This window comes from Herpetosiphonaceae bacterium (genome assembly GCA_036374795.1).
Lineage (GTDB): Bacteria > Chloroflexota > Chloroflexia > Chloroflexales > Kallotenuaceae > LB3-1.
The window spans coordinates 25,123-43,462 of the sequence record DASUTC010000169.1; the positions used below are offsets into that span (position 1 = coordinate 25,123).

General features: G+C 63.2%; 19 protein-coding genes. 14 read left to right on the forward strand and 5 right to left on the reverse strand.

Annotation, left to right across the window (positions count from 1 at the left end; all coding sequences use genetic code 11):
- Positions 1–58: 58 nt before the first annotated feature.
- A complete protein-coding gene (locus VFZ66_12445; protein HEX6289997.1) occupies positions 59–574 on the reverse strand; it encodes a PaaI family thioesterase in 516 nt (171 codons plus the stop codon).
- A 177-nt stretch (positions 575–751) separates the two neighbouring features.
- On the reverse strand, positions 752–2,023 hold the full coding sequence (locus VFZ66_12450; GenBank protein ID HEX6289998.1) for a S8 family peptidase: 1,272 nt from the start codon (positions 2,021–2,023) through the stop codon (positions 752–754).
- Between the two features lie 546 nt (positions 2,024–2,569).
- Between VFZ66_12450 and VFZ66_12455 the strand changes: the two genes are divergently transcribed.
- The 6 genes from VFZ66_12455 to VFZ66_12480 all read left to right on the forward strand — a co-directional run bounded on the left by VFZ66_12455 (position 2,570) and on the right by VFZ66_12480 (position 7,367).
- Positions 2,570–3,217, forward strand: a complete 648-nt coding sequence (locus VFZ66_12455) for a lysophospholipid acyltransferase family protein (protein ID HEX6289999.1) — start codon at positions 2,570–2,572, stop codon at positions 3,215–3,217.
- A 161-nt stretch (positions 3,218–3,378) separates the two neighbouring features.
- Positions 3,379–4,272: an acyl-ACP desaturase gene (locus VFZ66_12460; protein HEX6290000.1), complete on the forward strand. Its 894-nt coding sequence runs from the start codon at positions 3,379–3,381 to the stop codon at positions 4,270–4,272.
- Between the two features lie 72 nt (positions 4,273–4,344).
- Positions 4,345–5,256: a class I SAM-dependent methyltransferase gene (locus tag VFZ66_12465; protein ID HEX6290001.1), complete on the forward strand. Its 912-nt coding sequence runs from the start codon at positions 4,345–4,347 to the stop codon at positions 5,254–5,256.
- Between the two features lie 226 nt (positions 5,257–5,482).
- The gene (gene mvaD, locus VFZ66_12470; GenBank protein HEX6290002.1) at positions 5,483–6,478 is read left to right on the forward strand and encodes a diphosphomevalonate decarboxylase; all 996 of its coding nucleotides are present in this window, start codon (positions 5,483–5,485) and stop codon (positions 6,476–6,478) included.
- Complete coding sequence (locus VFZ66_12475) at positions 6,478–6,864, forward strand: DUF309 domain-containing protein (GenBank protein HEX6290003.1); 387 nt, start codon at positions 6,478–6,480, stop codon at positions 6,862–6,864. The genes mvaD and VFZ66_12475 overlap by 1 nt, the downstream gene beginning before the upstream one ends.
- Positions 6,865–6,875: 11 nt before the next feature.
- Positions 6,876–7,367, forward strand: coding sequence for a MogA/MoaB family molybdenum cofactor biosynthesis protein (locus VFZ66_12480; GenBank protein HEX6290004.1), 492 nt, complete (start codon positions 6,876–6,878; stop codon positions 7,365–7,367).
- 137 nt (positions 7,368–7,504) lie between these two features.
- On the opposite strand, the gene VFZ66_12485 is transcribed toward VFZ66_12480, so the two are convergent.
- The gene (locus VFZ66_12485) at positions 7,505–9,535 is read right to left on the reverse strand and encodes an ATP-binding protein (GenBank protein HEX6290005.1); all 2,031 of its coding nucleotides are present in this window, start codon (positions 9,533–9,535) and stop codon (positions 7,505–7,507) included.
- 334 nt (positions 9,536–9,869) lie between these two features.
- Here VFZ66_12485 and ligA point away from each other — a divergent pair, with 334 nt between their 5' ends.
- From ligA to VFZ66_12505, 4 genes are all read left to right on the forward strand, one after another.
- Entirely contained in the window at positions 9,870–11,969 is a 2,100-nt protein-coding gene (gene ligA / locus VFZ66_12490; protein ID HEX6290006.1) for an NAD-dependent DNA ligase LigA, read from the forward strand.
- A gap of 189 nt (positions 11,970–12,158) precedes the next feature.
- Positions 12,159–12,362, forward strand: a complete 204-nt coding sequence (locus VFZ66_12495; GenBank protein ID HEX6290007.1) for a hypothetical protein — start codon at positions 12,159–12,161, stop codon at positions 12,360–12,362.
- A 183-nt stretch (positions 12,363–12,545) separates the two neighbouring features.
- Entirely contained in the window at positions 12,546–13,685 is a 1,140-nt protein-coding gene (locus VFZ66_12500) for a glycosyltransferase family 4 protein (protein HEX6290008.1), read from the forward strand.
- Positions 13,686–13,834: 149 nt separating this feature from the next.
- Positions 13,835–14,419 (forward strand): response regulator, encoded by a 585-nt coding sequence (locus tag VFZ66_12505; GenBank protein HEX6290009.1) that lies wholly within the window; start codon positions 13,835–13,837, stop codon positions 14,417–14,419.
- Between the two features lie 126 nt (positions 14,420–14,545).
- Here the strand turns inward: VFZ66_12505 and VFZ66_12510 are convergent, their stop codons facing one another.
- Entirely contained in the window at positions 14,546–15,475 is a 930-nt protein-coding gene (locus tag VFZ66_12510) for a LysR family transcriptional regulator (GenBank protein HEX6290010.1), read from the reverse strand.
- 135 nt (positions 15,476–15,610) lie between these two features.
- On the opposite strand from VFZ66_12510, the gene VFZ66_12515 reads away from it, so the two are divergent.
- The 4 genes from VFZ66_12515 to VFZ66_12530 all read left to right on the forward strand — a co-directional run bounded on the left by VFZ66_12515 (position 15,611) and on the right by VFZ66_12530 (position 18,097).
- Positions 15,611–16,252 (forward strand): Crp/Fnr family transcriptional regulator, encoded by a 642-nt coding sequence (locus VFZ66_12515; protein HEX6290011.1) that lies wholly within the window; start codon positions 15,611–15,613, stop codon positions 16,250–16,252.
- Between the two features lie 192 nt (positions 16,253–16,444).
- Positions 16,445–16,741: a (2Fe-2S) ferredoxin domain-containing protein gene (locus VFZ66_12520; GenBank protein HEX6290012.1), complete on the forward strand. Its 297-nt coding sequence runs from the start codon at positions 16,445–16,447 to the stop codon at positions 16,739–16,741.
- Between the two features lie 23 nt (positions 16,742–16,764).
- Positions 16,765–17,883, forward strand: a complete 1,119-nt coding sequence (locus VFZ66_12525) for an MraY family glycosyltransferase (GenBank protein HEX6290013.1) — start codon at positions 16,765–16,767, stop codon at positions 17,881–17,883.
- Positions 17,840–18,097, forward strand: a complete 258-nt coding sequence (locus tag VFZ66_12530) for a hypothetical protein (GenBank protein HEX6290014.1) — start codon at positions 17,840–17,842, stop codon at positions 18,095–18,097. Before VFZ66_12525 ends, VFZ66_12530 begins: the two co-directional genes overlap by 44 nt.
- Here the strand turns inward: VFZ66_12530 and VFZ66_12535 are convergent.
- Positions 18,041–18,340, reverse strand: a 300-nt coding sequence (locus VFZ66_12535) for a LysE family transporter (protein ID HEX6290015.1), incomplete at its 5' end; no start/stop codon positions are given. The two genes, VFZ66_12530 and VFZ66_12535, sit on opposite strands and share 57 nt — an antisense overlap.

Genomic DNA, 18,340 nt, shown 5'->3' on the forward strand with positions numbered 1-18,340 from the left:
GGTTAAACCTGCTGCTCCCTTGTTCCCTTGTTCCTTTGATCCCTTGTTCCTCCGTTCTTCAGCTATCGCCCTCGATCGGCGGCTGCTGGGCCTCGCCACGAATGATCGCGAACGTGCCCTGCGCCAGCCCAACCAGCGCGCCCTGCTCGTCGCGGACCTCGGCGGTCAGCACAGCCAGCCGTCGCCGCTTGTTGACGACCGTCGCGGTGGCGGTGACTTTGCCTTTGATCACGGGCGCGATATAGTTCAGCTTTAGCTCGGCGGTGGTGCAGCGCTGGCCCGGCTCAAGCAGCGTAAACGTCGCCGCGCCCATCGCCGAGTCGGCCAGGGTGAAGATCACGCCGCCGTGCGCGACATGCCCCGGATTGTGATGCGCCTCGTCCACATCGATCATCGCCGTCACGCGACCGGGCGCGCGCTCGATGTAGCGGAGGCCGATCTGCCAGCCGAACGGCCCGGTATGCGGATCGCGCTCCGCCCAGCGCTCCAGATTGGCGAGCGCAAGCGTGCGCACCTCGGCCGGCAGCGACGCGAGCAGATCGAGGACGCGCTCGGTTTCAGGAATATCTACCATGATCCAACCACTCCAAAGAAGAAACTCCGGCCACGTCTGACCGGAGTTTCAGTGTACCCGAAATGAGCAGCTTGTGCCTTGGCCGATCGGACTAATGTAGCATCAAGGAGCCTCGAAACTGCCGATTCTGCATCAGAAAGGGGAATTTTTATACCCCAACCTGGGCCTAAGGGCAGACTACGAGCCGCGCACCGCGCGCAGCAGGTTGAGCCGTCCGTTGCTCCACCACAGCCCGGTGCCGTCGATCGGATCGGCGGTGGTCTGGAGGCGGTTGCGGTTCTGCACGTTGTTGAGGCCCTGCGAGGCTACCAGACCCGCCACGCCCGCGACGTGCGGCGTTGCCATGCTGGTGCCGTTGATCGTGTTGTAGCCGCTGCCGGTCCAGGTCGAGTAGATGGCGCTGCCCGGCGCGGCAATGTCAACCCACAGGCCCCAGTTCGAGTACCACGCATCATCGTCGGCGGAGTCGGTCGCGCCGACCGCGAGGCAGTTGGTGTAGGCGGCGGGATAGGCATACGTCGTGTCGCTGGTGCCGTCATTACCTGCGGCGCAGGCCAGCAGCGAGCCTTTGCTCCAGGCGTAGTTCACCGCGTTCTCCAGCGTGCTGCTGCCGGAGCCGCCCAGGCTCAGGTTGATCACCTGCGCGCCGCTGTTGGCGGCGAAGATGATGCCGTTCGCCACGCCGGTCAAGGTGCCGCTGCCGCTGTTGTTCAGCACCCGCACAGGCATGATCCGGCATTCGGGGCAGGTGCCCGCGCCGCCGATGGCGTTATTGGTCATCGCGGCGGCAGTTCCGGCGACATGCGTGCCGTGTCCGTTGCCATCGCTGGGATTGGTGTCGTTGTCGATGAAATCATAGCCCGGCACGAGCTTGGCGGCCAGATCGGGATGATTGAGCTGCACGCCGGTATCGACCACGGCGATCACCACGCCCGCGCTGCCCCTGGTGATGTGCCAGCCGTCGAATGCGCTGATCCGATCCCAGGCATACTGGCTGCCAAGCGAGGGATCGTTGGGGATGAAGCGCGTGATATTGACGACCATCGGGACGAAGACGGAATTCGCCGCCAGAATGTTCGCAGCGTCTCTCACCGGCTCGTCGGCGATAGTATAGATATAGTTCGGCTCGACATACTCGACCGCCGGGTGATTCGTCAGGGTGGTGAGCACATCGGCGGCAGCCTGCGCCGCGATGTTGTCCTTCAGGCGTTCAACCGTGACGAGATCGACGCCGAGCTGAGGAACGCCAGCGCCAAGCGTACCGCCGACGCTTTGTACGGCGGCGGCCTTTTCGGATGCCGGGCTGTTGGGCTTGAACTTGATCAGAAACTCGCCTGCTATGGCGTTGGCCTGAGGTGCGTCCTGGGGGGTGGGCGCGGCGTGGGATTGACCGAACTGTGCTACCGAAAGCACCAAAAGGAGCGCCCCGAAGAAGGTTAGACGTTTCACTCGCGAATTCCTCCTGCTATGCTGGCACGTGCGCGTTGGACGCGGACACTTGGGGGGGAGCCGTATGGCTCCATGAGTTTGTGGACGGTGAACGTTAGGGCATGGGGATAGACTCAGGCCATACTACTCCTGTTCCTGACGGGGCGGATCACGAAACGCGGCTGATTCAGGTTGATCGCTGGGTGGCCGAGGCAAGCGGCAAGGTTCGCAACGATGCTCGTGAGCGGTGCTGGGAGATCGCGTCGGGAACGGTTGCGTCGGAAGTATTCCATACAGTCCTGAATCATCCAAGGTTTCGACCTAACAAGAATGTTACAGTTGTGAGGGTATCCGGATTGGGGAACAAATGTGTGGAACTGCCCTGGCAGACGTATGCTCCCACTCCACGCTTAAATAAAGCCCGGAGTAGGCGCTTTTATCATGCCCGCTGTAGCGTACCGCCTGTTTCAGTCGGGCGCATCCTGCTTAAGACCTAGTTGACACTACGCTTGTCGAGGTGTAGGCTTGCACATACGCAAGCGGTGTCCAACTAGCAGGAATGAGCGAATGGGATCATTGCACTATACGGCGTATCACCGCACGCTCCGCGCTATCGTCCCCCTCCTTACATCACACTCCATCCGTGGCAGCGAGCATCTTCCAAGAACTGGCCCATGTCTGCTCGTGAGTAATCACCTGAGCAACGTCGATCCGTTCTGTTTGATCGCCAGTATTCCACGCCACTTTCACGGTCTTGCCAAGAGTGAATTATATGAATCATGGTTTGTGCGCAAGCTGATCGAGCCGCTTGAACCGATCAAGGTTCACCGTAGAGGCGTCGATCGTGAGGCGCTGCGGCAGGCGGAAGCGTATCTGCGGCAGGGTGAGATGGTCTTCATCTTTATCGAAGGCACCCGCTCGAAAACCGGCGCGACCCAGGAGGCGCGGGCGGGAGCGGTGTTTCTCGCCCAGCGAACCGGCGTGCCGATCGTCCCGATCGCGATTGAGGGCACCAACCGGATCTTTGGCGGGCAGCCTCCGTGGTACCGGCGCACGAAGGTGCGGATCGTGATTGGAGAGCCGTTTGTGCTGGAGGATCTTGGCGTTGTGACGCGCCAGAACCGACAAGAGGCCGCTCAACGGCTGATGGCACGTATCGCAGAGTTGCTTGCGACACGACACAGTCCATCACCGCCGGTCCAACGCTCCGCGTAGCTCCGTCTGGTCCGCATCGCCACGGATCGACTCTTCGCGGCGCCGCGTAGTGGTAGAGGTCAATCGCCTCCTTGCTGATCGCAACCCTTCCAGCTCCACATCCTTCTCTGCGGTTGCCGACGATCAAAGACAACCATTTTGGATGAGAAAAGGAGATCGTCATGCGGCTGTCGGTGCTGGATCAACGTCTCGAAGGCCAGATCCAGACATTGTATCGGGCACACCTTGAGCGTGCCGCCCGCATCGACTGGAGCTACCACCAGTTTCTACCCCAGGATCTGCTCAACGGTACCGCAACAGAGCCGCCGCCGAAGCTCTCACCGCCGGTCTATCGGGCGATCGAAACCGCGCTGCTGACCGAAGTGAATCTTCCCTGGTTCACCACCGAGCTGCATCGCGGCTTTGTCGGCTCGTTGGAGGTGATGCTCGACTTTGTGCATACCTGGACCGCCGAGGAGGATCAGCACTCGACGCTGCTGGAAACCTATCTGCTGCTGACCCGCAACGGCAATCCCGGCGAGCGCGCGCAGCTCCGCAAAGAGGTGCTCCGCCAGGGCTGGTATTCCAAGCTGTCCACGGCGTTCGAGGCGGTTGTGTACACCACGATTCAGGAGCTGGCTACCATGACGTTTTACCAGAACGTCGCGCATGTGGTCGAGGCCGACGATCCCCAGCTTGCCCGGCTGCTGCGCCGCCTTGCCCAGGATGAGACGCTGCACTACACCTTTTATCGCGAGGTGGTCAAGGCTCATCTGCTGATCGAGCCGAACTACGTCTGGCCGCTCACCGATGTGATGCTCGGCTTCGAGATGCCGGGCGCGGGCATGCCCGACTACAAGGAGCGGATCGCTGCCATGGCAAGCGACGCGGCCTACGGTCCTGAGCATCATTATCGCCAAGTGATCGATGTGCTGATGCATCACTGGGACATCGCTCGTCTCTCGCCGACCTACCCTGAGGCCCGCGCGGCCCAGCAGAAGCTTGTCGATCAGCACGCCCGCCTGGCTCGTTTCTTCGCGCGGCAGCGGAGTAGACAAAAGGCCGTCGGCGGCTGAGCCACAAGATCGCTCGTCGACACCTGCTCTTCGCGCCAACTGCAACGCCCGCCTGTGGAAAGGAGATTCGCGATGACGACACCGCTCAAACGACTACCGTCTTCCCGTGCCTGGACCGGAGCCGTCGACGGGCAGGAGATGTTTCAAACCTACTCTAAGGAGGAGTACAAAGCCCGTACGAATGCTCACTACGAGCAGCCGCCGGAGTTTTTCTTTCCGATCCTCGGCGGCGAGTGGCAGGTCTATTCATGTAACCTGTGGGAGCGCGCCACCAACGACACCGAGAGCCAGGAGGAGAAGCTGGATCTCTTCGCGACGCTGATGAGTCTGCGCCCAGGCCAGCGCATCCTGGACGTGGGCTGTGGCTGGGGCGGGCCGCTGGTCTATCTTTGCAAGACTTACGGCGTCTCCGGCGTTGGCTTGAATCTTTCGCCTACCCAGCGCCGGGTTGCTCAGCAGCGCGCCGCAGATTATGGCGTCGATGTGCAGATTCATGAGTGTAACTGGGAAGATTTTCAGGACGACCAAGGCTTTGATGCGGTCTATACCGACGAGGCGATCGTTCATTTCACAAATCTCGGCCAGTTCTTCGGCAAGATCCATTCGCTGCTGCGGCCCGGCGGCGTGATGCTCAACAAGGAGTGCCATTTCACCAGCAGCCGCTACAACCAGAAGCTCACGCGGGCGAATGTGTTTCACCATGAGATCTTCGGCCTGACTGGCAGCTATCGCACGCTGGCCGACGAGCTGACCCTGGTCGATCAGAATAATTTCGAGGTCCGCACGATCCACCAGATCGATCTGGAGCACTACCGCAAGACTGCGGATCGCTGGCTCTCGAATATGCACCAGCACAAACAGGAGTTGCAAGCGCTGGTCGGCGAGGAGTACTATCGCCAGTTCAGGGCCTATCTCAAGATCGTGCGGCGGACCTTTAGCGGCACGAAGATGACGCTGGACGTGATCGTGTCGCACAAAATCTAGCTCGATCTCGGCAACCGAATCTGACAACAGACGCTCGTGCGAGCGTCTGTTGCTAATTGTGGTAGGATTGCGCCAGCGTCTAAAGCAATGGGCAGATGGATTGACCCTGGCGGAGCGGCAGCACGCTCTGCGGTTCAATGATTCTGCCCAGCGTCCAGGAGCGCTCAGCAATCAGGATCGTCGCAGCTATCGGCTTGCGGCGTTTGAAAAGGATCGCCCACAGGCTATGACCACCGGACGAGCAACAGCCATCAGCCCTGCCAATATCGCGTTTGTCAAATACTGGGGCGTGCAAGACGCCGCGCTCACGCTGCCCTACAACGAGTCGATCTCGATGAATCTCGATCGCTGCCTGACCACCACGACGGTCGAGTTCGATGCCCGGCTCAACGCCGACGAGGTTACGCTCAAGCTGCACGGCAAGGACGAGCAGCCAGCGGCGGGCCGTGCGCTTGAGCGGGTGGTCGCGCAGCTCGATCGGGTGCGCGCGCTGTCGAATACCACCACGCGGGCACGGGTCCGCTCGGAGAATAATTTTCCCTCGGATGCGGGGATCGCCTCGTCGGCGGCGGCGTTCTCCGCGCTGACGCTGGCGGCGGTCGCGGCGCTCGGCCTGAAGATGAGCGAGCCGGAGCTGTCGGCGTTGACGCGGCGCTCCGGCTCAGGCTCGGCCTGTCGCTCGATCCCCACGGGCTTTGTCCACTGGCTCAACGATGGCACCGACGCGGGCTCGTACGCTGTCTCGGTCGCGCCGCCCGACCACTGGGCGCTCGCCGATGTTGTGGCGGTAGTCGATCCCGGTGTCAAGAGTGTTACATCCGCCGATAATCATCGTTTGGTATCAACCAGTCCGTACTTTCCTGTGCGCCTGCAAGAGGTGCTGGGCCGGATCGAGCAGACGCTGACGGCGATCCGCGATCGTGATCTGGGGCAGCTTGGCATGATCTGCGAGGCCGATGCCGTCTCGATGCATGTGGTCGCCATGACGGCTATTCCTCCGACGTTCTACTGGAACGCCGGGACGATGGCGGTGATTCACGCGCTGCGGCGCTGGCGCAACGAAGGCTTGTTCAGCTACTTCACGATCGACGCCGGGCCGAATGTGCATGTGATCTGCGCGCAGCAGGATGCCGCCGAGATCGAGCGGCGCTTGCAGGCGCTGCCCGAAGTTCAATTTACGATTGCCAACGGGCCGGGCGCGGGCGCGAGGCTGATCAGTTGATGTATCCGCAGCCATATCTGGCCTTTGTGGCCCACTTCAATCGAGGCGAGTATCGCGCGTGCGTCGAGCCGCTGGAGGAGCTGTGGTTTGCCCAGCGCGATGATTTTCATAAAGGGCTGATCCGGCTGGTCGTCGGGCTGAATCAGATCCGGCTGGGGCTGGACAGCGGGCCGCGCTTCTTGCTGGCGACGGCCCGCGAGCTATTGCAGCCGTATCAGCCGCGCCATCATGGGCTGGATCTGGCCGCGCTGGATCGCTGGATCGCCACACAGCAGGCGCGCCTCGATCAGCCACAGATCGACGTTGCTCCTTTTGAGATCGCGCTCGATCCCGCGCCGTCGGGAGCATCAGCGGAGGATGCGGCGCGAAACGAGCAGCGCGTCTAAGCGAGGTTGATATGTTTCGAGTCGCTATTTTGACGGTGAGCGATCGGAGCGCCCAGGGCGTGCGCGCCGATGCCAGCGGCGCGGTGATCCGCGAGATGATCGCCGCCGGGCTGAACGCCGAAGTCGTCGGGTACCGCGTGGTGCCGGATGAGCGACCGGCGATCGAGGCTGCCCTGCGCGAGTGGGCCGATGGTCGCAGCGCCGATCTGATTCTGACGACCGGCGGTACCGGCCTCGCGCCGCGTGATGTGACGCCGGAGGCCACCCGCGCCGTGATCGAGCGTGAGGTGCCGGGCATTCCCGAAGCGATGCGCGCCGCCAGCCTCGCGGTGACACCGTTCGCGATGTTGTCGCGGATGGTCGCCGGGACGCGCGGCCAGTGTTTGATCATCAATCTGCCGGGCAGCCCCAAGGGCGTGCGCGAAAACCTGGCGGTCGTGCTCCCGGCGCTGGCGCATGGCCTCGACAAGCTGCTTGGCGATCCGCAGGATTGCGCGCCGTAAAATTTGTAGACAACATCGTCCACAAGGTTATTCCTGGCGTCAATAGGTGAAAATAGGACAAAAGTCTAGGCTGAGGAATAGGCAGAATATAGCAGCCATACGTCAAGGATCTTTTGGGAGGTTACGCCGATCGCTTGCTACAGCCCGTTGAGCAGCGCCGATTTAGGCGGCAGCGCCAGGTACATCGTCGTGCCGCCGCCCGGCACGCTCGACGCCCAGATATACCCGCGATGCTGGGTGATCATACCGTGACACATGGATAGCCCCAGCCCCGGCCCCTGACCAACATCCTTGGTCGTCCAGAAGGGGTCGAAGATACTGCGCAGCTCATGGGCCGAGATGCCCACGCCGGTATCCCGAATCTCGGTGATCACCGCCGGGCCGTGCATGCTCGTCGGCAGCGGCGAGGTCGGCCCTTCGATCGTCAGGTTTGCCAGATCGTCGACGGCGTAGGTGCGGATCGTCAGCGTGCCGCCGCTGCTCTCCATGGCGCGCTGCGCGTTGCTCAGCAGATGGAGCAACACCTGGTGCAGTTGGGACGGATCGGCCAGGATGCCGGGCAGGCGCGGCGTCAGCTCTCGCGCCACGGTGATCGTCTCCGGCCAGGCGTCGGTGAGGTGCTGCTCAAGCGCGCGGTCGATCAGCGCGTTCATGTCGACCGTCGAGCGGTGGAGCTGCGAGTTGCGGCCAAACATCAACATGCCCTGGACGATCCGGCTGGCCTGCTGGCCCTGGTCGAAGATCCGCTCGATGTCGCTGCGCGCGCCCGGCGGCAACTGCGGATCGCGCAGGAGCAGCTGGCTATAGCCGATGATGCTCGCCAGCGGATTGTTGAGCTCGTGCGACACGCCCGCCACAACATGCTCCAGCGCGGCCAGCTTGTCGGCGTGCGCGATCTGCTTCTGAAGCATCAGCCGCTCGGTCAGATCGCGGATCGAGCAGAAGATCGCGGGCTCGCCGTCGGGGTCCAGCATAATCCGCACCGACATCTCGACCTTGATGCGCTCGCCGTCGCGCTTGCTCAGCGTCAGCTCAAATGGCGTGACATCCTGGCCCTGGGCGCAGCGCTGGATCTGCGCCTCGATGTAGGCCCAGCGCTCGGCCAGCGTGAAGGTGTGCAGCGATTGTCCGACGATCAGCTCCGGGGGATAGCCCAGCAGACGCGGCCCTGCGGCGTTCACCTCGGTGATCCGTAAATGGCGATCCAGCACCAGAAACACATCGTTCGCATGGGTAAACAGGTCGCGGTAGCGCGCCTCGGAGCGCTGGCTGGTACGCAGCAGCCGGGCATTTTCGAGCGCAATCGCCGCGTAGTCGCTGAGCGCGGTCAGCAGGCGCTCGTGAGCGTCGGTGAAGGCGGCGGACTCCACGACGTTATCGACGCCCAGCACGCCCAGAGCCTCGGTCTGCGCGATCAGCGGCACCAGCAGCAGCGAGCGGACAAGGTAGCCCGTTTTGAGCTTTAGCTGCTGGGCCGGATGCGGGCGATTGAGCCGTACCGGCTGCCGGGTACGCATCACCTGGCCGGCCAGACTTTCCTTCACCGGCAGCCGCAACACCTGCACGCGCGCATCGCCGATATTTTTGGCGGCGCGGACCGTCAACTGAGTGCTGTTGCCGTCGCGCAGCAGCAGAAAGCCCTCCTCAGCCTGCGACAGATGGATCGCCGCCTCGACGATCTGCTTCAGCAGTTCGTCAAGCTCTTTAGCCGTCGTGAGCGATCGTCCGACGGCGTGCAGCACGGTTAGCTCCTGCACGCGCTGCTGCAAGCCCGCCGCCAGTTGCTCTTTTTCTTGCTGAAGGCGGCGCTCGCGCAGCGCCGCTTCAAGCGCCTGCTGGAGATGCTCGACCGTAAACGGTTTTTTGAGATAGTTGCGCACGCCCAGGCGGAACGCCTCGACGGCGACGCGCTCCGAGCCGTGCGCGGTCATCAGAATCACCGGCAGCGCGGGAAACTCGCGGCGCAGCGCGGCGACATGCTCCAGATCGGTCGCGTCGGGCAGATGGAGTTCGAGGAGGACTAGATCGACTGGCTGGCTGGCTAGCGCCGTGCGGCTTTGGGCATAGCTGTGCGTAATGAGCACCTGATAGCCCAGCGCCGGGAGCCAGTGCTCGGCGAAGAGACGTGCCATCGTGCGATGTGGTTCAACAATCAGAATGCGTTCCATAGTGTTGCTCGATTGCGGCGTCGCGCCGCTCTCCGATCGAGATCTGCTGCTCGTTCATGCCTCTGATGTTGAAGAATGCTCGCCGGGTTGGATTGTACAGCAAAAAGGAGCCGGTCATTCTTCGCTGATTGTGCGCGGAGCGTTTCCCTTGTTAAAACCAACAGCCCGTCGTTACTCGCCATTCGACGGGCCGCTGGTGGAAGGAGGGAGAAGGAGGATGTGCTGTTATAATAGCCCCAACGGCGGCGGCGACCTATCCACCGCAAGTCATACTTTGGATCGGCTTTGGTACTATTCTTGTCTCTGACTCCAATCCGCTGAATAAAGGTGCCTCATGACATCTCCTGCTATCCTCGATCGCATCACAACGCTGCGTAACGACATTCACCAGCATAACTATCGGTACCATGTCCTGGATGATCCTACGATCAGCGATGCCGAGTACGATGCACTGCTGCGCGAGCTGCGCGAGCTGGAGGCGGCGCATCCTGAGCTGGTGACAGCCGACTCGCCCACGCAGCGGGTTGGCGCTCCCGTGGCGGAGCGCTTCGCCAAGGTGCAGCATCCCCAGCCGATGCTCTCGCTGAGCAACGCCTTCGATCGCTCCGATCTCCTGGCCTGGCGCGACCGCGTGGTGAAGCTGCTGGGCGCGGATACCAGCATCGCCTACGTGGTCGAGCCGAAGATCGATGGCCTGGCGATGGCGATCACCTACGATCAGGGGCGGCTTGCCGTGGCGGCAACGCGCGGCGACGGCTTCATCGGCGAGGATGTCACCGCCAACGTGCGCACGGTCAAGAGCGTGCCGCTCACGCTGCGCGGCGATGGCTCGATCCCACAGCGGATCGAGGTGCGCGGCGAGATCTACATGCGTATCGCCGACTTCGAGCGGCTCAACGAGCAGCAGGCCGCCAACGGCGAGAAAGTCTTTGCCAATCCGCGCAACGGCGCAGCCGGATCGCTCCGCCAGCTCGACTCGACGATCACCGCCAGCCGTCCGCTGCGCTTCTTCGCCTATGGCGTCGGCCCGGTCGAGGGCGTGACGCTGCGCTCGCAGTACGAGACGCTCCAATATCTGCGGACGCTGGGCTTTCCGGTCAATCCCGACATTCGCCGCCTTGAAGATTTCGACGAGGTGATCGCCTACTGCGAAGAGTGGATGTCGCGCCGCGACTCGCTGCCGTACGAGGCCGACGGCGTGGTGATCAAGGTCGATAGCTTTGGGCAGCAGCGCGAGCTGGGCGTGGTCGCGCGCGAGCCGCGCTGGGCCACGGCCTTCAAGTTCCCGGCGCGCGAGGCGACGACCACGCTGCGTGAGATCGTCGTCTACGTCGGGCGCACCGGCAAGCTCAACCCGAACGCGGTGCTGGAGCCGTTCAATCTTGGCGGTGTGACTGTCGCCAACGCGACGCTGCACAACGAGGATTATATCGTCAGCCGCGATATTCGCATCGGCGATCGGGTCACGGTCAAGCGCGCGGGCGATGTGATCCCCCAGGTGGTTGGGCCGATCGTCGCGGCGCGGACCGGAGCCGAGCGGCAGTGGCGCATGCCCGCAACCTGCCCGTCGTGCGGTACGCCCGTGGTGCGCCGCGAGGGCGAGGCCGATTATCACTGTCCCAACCGCTACTGTCCCGAGCAGATCGTGCGCTCGGTGGAGCACTGGGTCAGCCAGGGCGCGATGGATATTGTCGGCATGGGCGAGCGGCAGGCGCGGCAGTTTGTCGAGCGCGGGCTGATCAAAGATGTTGCCGATCTCTACACGCTGACTGCCGAGGCGTTCGCCGACATCGAGGGCTACGGACCGAAGCGGATCGCCAACCTGCTGGCCGGGATCGAGGCGTCGAAGCACCGCCCGCTCCACCGGCTGATCTCGGCGCTGGGCATTCCCAACGTCGGCAGCACGCTGGCGGTGACGCTGGCGCGGCATTTCCGCTCGCTGTCGGCGCTGGCCGATGCGTCGGCGGAGCAACTGGAGACGATCGACGGGATCGGGCCGCACGTGGCGCAGAGCATCGCGCGGTACTGTGGAGAGCCCGACAATCGCGCGCTGATCGAGAAGCTCAAGCAGGTCGGCGTCCAGACCGAAGATACGCAGCCAGCGCAGCAGATCGCGGCTGATGGCCCGCTCAGCGGCAAGACGCTGGTGATCACCGGCACGCTGGAGACGATGACCCGTGAGCAGGCCGGGGAGCGCATTCAGCAGGCTGGTGGGAAGCTGGGGAGCGGCGTCACCAAAAAGACCGATTATCTGGTGGTTGGCGCTGAGCCGGGCGGCTCGAAGTATACCAAAGCGCAGCAGCTTGGCGTGTCGATCCTGGATGAGGCCGCGCTGTTGCAGCTTTTGGAGCAAACACCGGCTGCCGATTCGGAGCCAGCCGCCGCGCCATCGGAGCAGCCGCAGAGCCAGCTCAAGCTGGATCTCGAAGCGTAGCGCCGGGGCGATGGCCCGTAGCTTGCTGCACTGATCGAGGCATCGCAGGCATAGGCATGCTGTGCCGACGAGGTTAATGCGCCGTCAGGCCGGGGGTTGTGGGGGTTGTCCCCCACGTATCCTCGATTCCAGAGCTGAGACATAGCCGGGATTTCCCCGTGTCTTGAGGATGCGATGAAGGAGGATGCGATGAGCCAGAGAGAGTCGCGACAACACCAGGAGCATTCCCACGAACAGCATTCCCACGAGCCTTCGCCGCTCACGATGCCGCCTGCTCGTCTGCGTGAGCCGTCGGCGGATGATCTTGAGATCGATGTCTCCGATCCAGCCTACGACCTGGCCCTTGACGATAGCGAGCGGACCCGCGAAGATGCGGAGGCGCTGAAAGATTAATCGCTAGCACAATCATCGTCGATGGGGCTGGTACGATCGTGCCGGCCCCATTGTCATTGGTTGGGGGTGTGTCCTTGTGACATTCGGGCACAAACCCAGACCCTTGAACAATACCGTACCGCCCTGCCGAAGCCTCGTTGGTTCCATGCATCCGTTCTACGGGCTGTGGTATCATCCGCGACGATGAAAGTTGGCTTTGTTATCGACGATCACATGGCGCGGCCCGGCGGCGTGCAGGAGTACGTGCGCGGGCTATATCACTACCTGCGCGCCCACGGCCACGAGGCGGTGATCTTTTCCAGCGCGGGCGGCCAGCCCCAGGCCGATCTCCGGCTGATCCCGCTTGGCGCTGCGCTGCCGCTCAGCGGCAGCGGCTCATCCACGTCGATCCCGATCACGCTGGCTGCTCCCGCACGGCTGCGGCAGCTTCTCGCGCGCGAAGCCTGCGATGTGCTGCATGTGATGGCCCCCTACTCGCCGACGCTGAGCGGGCGGCTGCTGGTCCAGTCGCGGACGGCGCATGTGCTGACCTTTCTGGTCGCGATCGAGCCGGGGCCGTATCGCTCCCTGCTGGGCCTGCTGGCGCGGCTTCAGCGCCGCTCGCTACGGCGGTTCCACGCGCGCATCGCTATCTCGGAGACGGCAGCCGAGACGGCGCAGGCGCTCTACGGCGGTCACTACGATCTGGTGCCGTGTGGCGTGGATACCGACCGCTTTACGCCCGATGTCGCGCCGCTGCCGAGTCTGCGCGATGGCTGCGTCAATCTGCTGTACCTGGGGCGGCTGGAGCAGCGCAAAGGCGTCGCGCATCTGGTGCGGGCGTTCGCCCGTCTGCAACGGCAGTATCCCAATCTGCGGCTCGTGATCGGCGGTGACGGGCCGGAGCGCGCAACGCTGGGACGATTGGTGCAGGAGCACGCTCTTGAGCGCGTTGTGTTTCTGGGCTACGTGCCGTCCGCCGATCTGCCACGGCTATTCGCGTCCGCCGATCTCTTTTGCGCTCCCGCGACCTACGCCGAGAGCTTCGGCATCGTGCTGATCGAGGCGATGGCGGCGGGCCTTCCGATCGTGGCGGCGGCTAATGCCGGATATGCCGGGCTTCTGGCGGCGCATCCCGGCAACCTGCTCGCACCCCCCGGCGACGATCGCGCGCTGGCAGGAGCGATTGCCAGCCTGGTCGAGCATCCGGCGTATGCACAAAGCGTCGGTGCTCGTAATCGGGCTGCGGCGGAGCGGTACAACTGGCGTACCGTCGGGCAGGCGGTGCTCGACGTGTACGAGCGTGTACGCGCCGAGCGCCGGAGATTCGATCGCGCTATCTGATACGTAGCTCATCATGAATCTATGTGCTGCCTGTGTCTCGCGTCTCAGGTATACAGACGCGATCCCTGATGTTTTTTGGATCTACCTGTGAGATAATAGTCATACTTTCTTCTTGATCTATTCTTTTGCCGCGTGAAAGGGAGCGTGCGATGGATCGCTTGCGCGTTTTGATCGCCGAGGATGATCCGCTTGTCGCTGTGACATTGTCGGATCAACTGACTGAGCTGGGACATAATGTGGTCGCGGTCGCGAGCGATGGCGAGGAGGCGGTCGCAATGGTGCAGCAGGAGCGGCCCGACATTGCGATTCTGGATATCAAGATGCCGAATCGCGATGGCATTAGCGCCGCCGAAGAGATCAGCCGTGAGTTCGATATTCCGATCTTGATGCTGACCGCTTATAGCGAGCGTCCGCTGGTGCTGCGCGCCGCCGAGGCCGGGGCGCTGGCCTACTTGCTCAAGCCGGTTGCCGCCGAAGAGCTGGGAGCGTCGCTGCGGCTGGCGCTGGCTCGGCATAAGGACAAAGAGGCGCTGCGCAGCGAGGTCGAGCGGCTGGAAGAAACGCTGGCCGAGCGCCAGACGATCGACAAGGCCAAAGCGATCTTGATGCAGCGTGTGGGCCTGAGCGAGAACGATGCGTACTCGCGCATGCGCCAGCGCGCGCGCGAGAAGCGCGTCAAGATGGTTCAGGTCGCGCAGACGATTATCGCCGCCGAAGAGTTTTTGTCGGGCTAGACGAGCCTCGCCCCCCAAAGAGACGATCTGCTGAAAGCTGTACTTATTTCCTATCTTTGATTGGCTTGAAGGCGGCCCCGCCGGGTATGTCGGTGGGGCCGTTTTTTGTAGCAGCTCCGTGCGCGGCTACCGTCCGAGCCGCCCGCTTTCGATCCGCGTCGGCGGATGCGCCGCGATATACTCTTGCAGAAAGTCGCGGAACATGCGCGCCGCGACGGGCAGGTAGCGCCCGGCGTGCCACACCGCCTCGACCGTCCAGCTCGGCGCTGCCCTCAGCGGCACGATCGCGGGCCGCAGCCGCCCCCACTCGTGCAGCGCCAGCCCCGGCAGCAGCGATACGCCCAGCCCAGCCGCTACCAGGCCGCGCACCGTCGCCAGGTCTTCGCCCTCGACGGCGATGCGCGGCAAAAATCCCACCCGCTGGCAGGCCGCCTCGATCACCCGGCGTAAGCCCGATCCGCTTCGGACCAGCACAAACGGATCGGCGGCGAGATCTTGAAGGTCGATCGCCGCGTGTTCGGCGCAGCGATGATCGGGCGGCAGCGCCGCGTGTAGCTCCTCGATCAGCAGCGGCGCGCTCGCCAGCTCTGCCATCTCGTGGCTGTAGGGCAGCGCTGTGGCGATGCACAGCTCGATCTCGCCCGCCTGAAGCCAGCGCAGCATCTCCAGCGTTGTGCTCTGGCGCAGCGTGAACTGCACGTCTGGATAGCGCGATCGGTAGGCGGCTAGTGCCTCCGGCAGCAGATCCGCTCCAACTGCGGGCATGAACGCCATCCGAACATGGCCGTGCTCCGGCCCCAGCAGATCGCGTACAGCCTGACGACCGGCCTCGAACTGATCGAAGCCGCGCTCGACATATTGTAAAAACGTCTCGCCGACCGCCGTCAGCCGCATGCCGCGCTTCGAGCGATCGAACAGCGGCGCGCCCAGCTCGTCTTCGAGTTTCTGGATCTGCCGACTGAGCGAGGGCTGTGTGATGTATAACTTCCTGGCCGCCCGTGTTACATTGCCCTCTCTGGCAACCACACGAAAACACTCAAGCTGGCGTAGTTCCACCTGATCTGCCTCCACATCGAAGGCGCATTATAGCGTACGCGCATGAATCACGTCGCATCGATAGCCGCCGCTCCCGCTCCCGACGTGCTATAATACCTCTGCATCCTGGTTGGAGGCAGAGGAAGGCATAGCTGTATGGCAGAAAACGGAGCAAATCGTCGGTGGGATGAGCTGGAACGGCGTGGTGTGACACGGCGCTTTGTGAAGGGTGCTACCATTTACATGCCCGATGAGCCCGCGACGGAGCTGTATGTGATCAAAGAAGGCCGGGTTGCGCTCAACCTGCTCTCGTCCGAAGGCCGCACGCTGACCGTGCGCGTCGTCAGAGCCGGCGACATTTTTGGTCATGCGGCGCTGCTCTCCGACGGCGCCTTCGATACCTTTGCCCAAGCGCTGCGCCCGACAACCGTTGCCGCCGTGTGCCGCGATGAGCTTGAGTCGCTGATGATCGCTCGGCCTGCGCTGGCGCTCGGCATGATGGATGACCTGGGAAGGCACTCGCAGGCGCTCAGCCGCCGCCTGGAAAACGTCGCCTTCAAATCGGTTCCGGCGCGTCTGGCCGCGCTGCTGCTGGAGCTGGCACAGCCGAGCAGCCGCGACGAGCCGGTGACGACTGGGCGCTGGACGCACCAGGAGCTGGCCGATATGATCAACGCCTACCGCGAGACGACGACCAAGGTGCTCAATCAATTTCGCGCGGCCCATCTGATCGATGTCGATCGGCGCGGCGTGACGCTGCTGGATGTCTCAGGCTTGCAGAAGGTCGCGCAGCACTGAATGCGCGCTGCGCACGGTTCAGGCTTAATCGCGTAACATACGATACAATGGGGACGGGCGCAGGCTCGTCCTTTCGTTATTAATGGAGAATCAAGGGTCAGGGGTCGGGGTTAGAAGTTTCAAGTTTCGAGTTTCAAGTTTCCGGCTCTTGGTTCTCCCCCTGTTCCTCTGTTTTCTTTTTTGTTCGCTACAATGAGTATGCAAGAAACCCGAATCTATGTGTGTCATGGCCCGACCTGCTCGCAGCATCAGGCGCGGCAGATCTGGAGCGCCTTGCAGAGCGAGGTGCGCGCCTGTCGGCTGAGCGATCGGTGCGAGCTGATCGTCAGCGGGTGCCAGGGCCGCTGCGACCACGGGCCGAATATCAACGTGTATCCGAACCTGACCAAATACGCGCACCTGACGCCCGAAAAAGTGCGGCGGATCGTCCACGAGCATCTGGCCGAAGGTCATCCGGTTGCGGAGTACACGTACCGCGACGAATGGTAGCGCAAGCAGCGCGAGGAGGTAGGGTGGACGGCTTGACGATCATGGCAATCGTGTTCGGCGCGGCGCTGCTGACGACGGCGGCGCTCACGCCGCTGGTGCGCGCGCTGGCCGATCGCTTTGGCGTCTACGCGCCGATGAACGCGCGCACGATCCACAAGCGGCCGATCTCGCAGCTTGGCGGTATTGCGATCTTCGCGGGCTTTGTGGTGGCGATGCTGCTCTCGGTGGTGCTGACCAACGTCACGGGCTGGCTGCCGCGCGACCGCTTCGAGAATCTGCGGGTGGTGCTGCTGCTGATCGGCGCGACGATGCTCTGGATCGTGTCGCTGATCGACGATCTGCGCGATCTCCCGGCGCTGCCGCGTCTGATCTGGCAATTCCTCTGCGCGCTGGTGGCGGTCGGCCCCTACCTGTGGGATCAGCGGCTCCACCAGCCGGATAATCAGGCGCTTGGCATCATTTTCACGGCGTTCAACAATCCCCTCGGCGGCGGTCAGATCAACTTCCATGCGCTGAGTCCGTGGCTGGCGATCGGCGTGACGGTCTTCTGGATCGTCGGCATGACCAACACGATCAACTGGATCGACGGTCTTGACGGACTGGCGGCTGGCGTGACCTTTATCGCGCTGGTGATTCTGGCGATCCACACGATTACGCTCAAGCAGTACACGATCGCGCTGCTGCCGCTGGCGCTCGCGGGCGCGTGCTGCGGCTTCCTGCCCTACAACTTCCATCCGGCGCGTATCTTCATGGGCGACTCCGGCGCGATGGTGCTGGGCTACCTGCTGGCGATCACGGCGATCATCGGCGGCGCGAAGCTGGCGACGGCGCTGCTGGTGCTCGGCATTCCGATCCTCGACGGCGTCTGGATGGTCTTCTACCGGCGCTTTACCGGCGGTCGCTCGATGGGAGCCGACCGGCGGCATCTTCATCATCGGCTGCTCGATCTGGGCCTGTCGCAGCGCCAGGTAGTCATGCTGTACTACGCCGTCAGCCTGCTCTTCGGCGCTATCGCGCTGCTGGTGCCCGACGGCTACCGGCTTTTCAAGCTCGGCGCGCTTGGCCTGCTGGTGCTCTTACTTGCGGGAGCGTTGATCTATGTCACACGACGCGGACCACGGCAGGCCAGCGCCGGACGATGAGGCCGCGCGGCTGCGGGACACCGTGCGGCGGCTGGTGTTGATGAAAGAGACTGGCCCCAAGAGCGCCGCCTGGCATCGCGCCCGCGTCCAGACGATCTGGCGGCTGCACCAGCGGCTTGAGCGGCAGGCAGCGCAGGCCGATCAGGATTCGCCTCCTTTACCCACGCAGGCCGAGCAGCGCCAGCACCCCGAACCCGACGATGATCGCGCCTGAGAGTCGGTTGATCCACCAGAGATGACGCAGGTCGAGTCGTGTTCTCAGCAGGCCCATGCCGCCGCTTAGCAGCAGCCACCAGAGCGCCGAGCCAGTGAAAACGCCCAGCACAAGCATACTTGCTGCGGCGTAGTCGCGCGCGGTGGTGGCAATACCCAGCCCGGCAAATATCGCCAAAAAGGCTATGATCGTCATCGGGTTGGTGATGGTCAGCACGAACGTCGAGGTATAGGCGGCTGCCAG